Here is a 1,041-nt window from a genome sequence, read left to right on the forward strand (position 1 = left end):
CCAGACGATAACTCGTTTGCCGCCGACATACTGCATGAAAACGGCAAGGGTAAAGTACTGGTTATTGACGGCTTTGCTAGCAAACGCTTTGCTTTTATAGGCGATATTATGGCGGAGCGCGCGTTAAAAAACCGCTGGGAAGGCGTGATTATTAACGGCTGTTGCCGTGACATTGAAATACTTGCCACTATGGATTTGCCGGTTATGGCGCTAGGCTCAACCCCGCGCAGTACATTAAAGCGTGGCTTTGGAGATAAAAATCAAACAGTGACCATGCTTAGTACCACAATTAACCCTAACGATTGGCTATACGCCGATGTAAATGGCTTAATTATTAGCCCTAACGCATTACTATAAACGCCACACTTGCAACCAAGTTGGTGCAATCACGCACCAACTTGGTGTGTTTTCACCTCTAAATTACGCCTTCTTTAATACTTATATTTTTATAAATATCTGCTAAACCCCATACAAACCAAACAAAACCTGACCGAACGGACAGCTTTATTGCATTTGGCATTGCTTTTGCTTAGCTTTTAGGCAATATAATAGCTAACTGATTAAAAAGCGGATCAGGCTCTGTAAAATAAAAATAAGATGTTACGCAGTGGGCTAAAAAATAATAATAACTAATTCGTCTTTTTAATCATCCTAAATCTGATTATAACCAGTTGGTCAGATTTACTTTATAATGAGTGGTGATATGAGTACCAAAACACATAATAATTTTACCGGTATTTTTTGTGACCATGGCCCTAACGCATGGCAAACACAAACCCACGGCAAACTTGTAAATAAGCGCCTTGCGGTAAAAGATGTATTTGCTGTTAAAGGCGAGCGCAACAGCGCAGGTAACCCAAGCTGGTTTAAAGCAGCAAAACCTGCACAGCAAACAGCAAGTGCCGTAAACAAACTAATGAATGAGGGTTGTCGCTTTACAGGCTTTACCCATACCGATGAGCTGGCTTACAGCTTAGAGGGCAATAACATTCACTATGGTGCAGCACAAAACCCAAAACTTAAAGGCCATGCAAGTGGCGG

2 protein-coding genes are annotated in these 1,041 nt (G+C 41.6%); both read left to right on the forward strand.

Features of this window, described 5'->3' with window-relative positions:
- On the forward strand, positions 1 to 357 hold a 357-nt coding region (locus tag L650_RS0104290), incomplete at its 5' end, for a ribonuclease regulator (protein ID WP_029772311.1).
- Positions 358 to 703: 346 nt separating this feature from the next.
- On the forward strand, positions 704 to 1,041 hold a 338-nt coding region (locus L650_RS0104300; protein ID WP_262974665.1), incomplete at its 3' end, for an amidase family protein.

Origin of the sequence: Pseudoalteromonas sp. TB51 (assembly GCF_000498055.1) — a bacterium.
Lineage (GTDB): Bacteria > Pseudomonadota > Gammaproteobacteria > Enterobacterales > Alteromonadaceae > Pseudoalteromonas > Pseudoalteromonas atlantica.